Origin of the sequence: Shewanella sp. DNRA4 (genome assembly GCF_012843185.1) — a bacterium.
Classification (GTDB): Bacteria; Pseudomonadota; Gammaproteobacteria; order Enterobacterales; family Shewanellaceae; genus Shewanella; species Shewanella xiamenensis.
Genome location: NZ_JABAIP010000042.1, coordinates 1 through 684 on the forward strand (window position 1 = coordinate 1; position 684 = coordinate 684).

Below are 684 nucleotides of genomic sequence, written 5' to 3' on the forward strand. Positions count from 1 at the left end.
TGGGCCACGATGTAGTCGCTAAAACTCATCAGAAAGAGGACGGGTCCACCTATGAAGATTACTACAATCGGTTTAGATATCGCAAAGTCTGTTTTTCATGCTGTTGGCGTCGATAAAGCAGGCAAGTTAATTAAAAAGAAAATGCTTAGACGCAAAGACTTGCTGCCCTTTGTCGCTCAAATTGAGCCTTGTCTGATTGTGATGGAAGCCTGTAGTGGCGCAAATTACTGGACCAGAGAATTTGAGCTGTTGGGCCACAGCGTCAAGTTAATTGCTCCTCAATTTGTCGTGCCTTTTCGGCAAGGTAACAAAAATGACTACAATGATGCTTTAGCCATCGCGGAGGCTGCGCAGCGACCCAACATGCGGTTTGTAAAACCCAAAAGCGTCGAGCAGCAAGATGTGCAACTGCTCCACCGAATGCGCGAACGATTAACTAAGCAATCAACAGCCTTAATCAACCAAGTGCGAGGTATGTTAGCTGAATACGGCATCGTGATAGCCAAAAGTAAATCGGCTTTTAAAGTACAGTTTCCTGAGATTTTGACTAACGAAACCAATGCGCTGACTACCAAAGGTCGAACAATTTTTTATCAGTTATATGAAGAGTTTACAGATATAGAAAGACGGCTTAAGGATTGTGATACCCAAGTACTCACTGAAACGAAAAACAATGTGATTTGC

1 protein-coding gene is annotated in these 684 nt (G+C 43.3%); it reads left to right on the forward strand.

The features are described 5' to 3' along the window. Positions 1-51: 51 nt before the first annotated feature. Positions 52-684: IS110 family transposase (locus tag HG547_RS20645; RefSeq protein WP_169548860.1), on the forward strand; the 633-nt coding region annotated here is incomplete at its 3' end.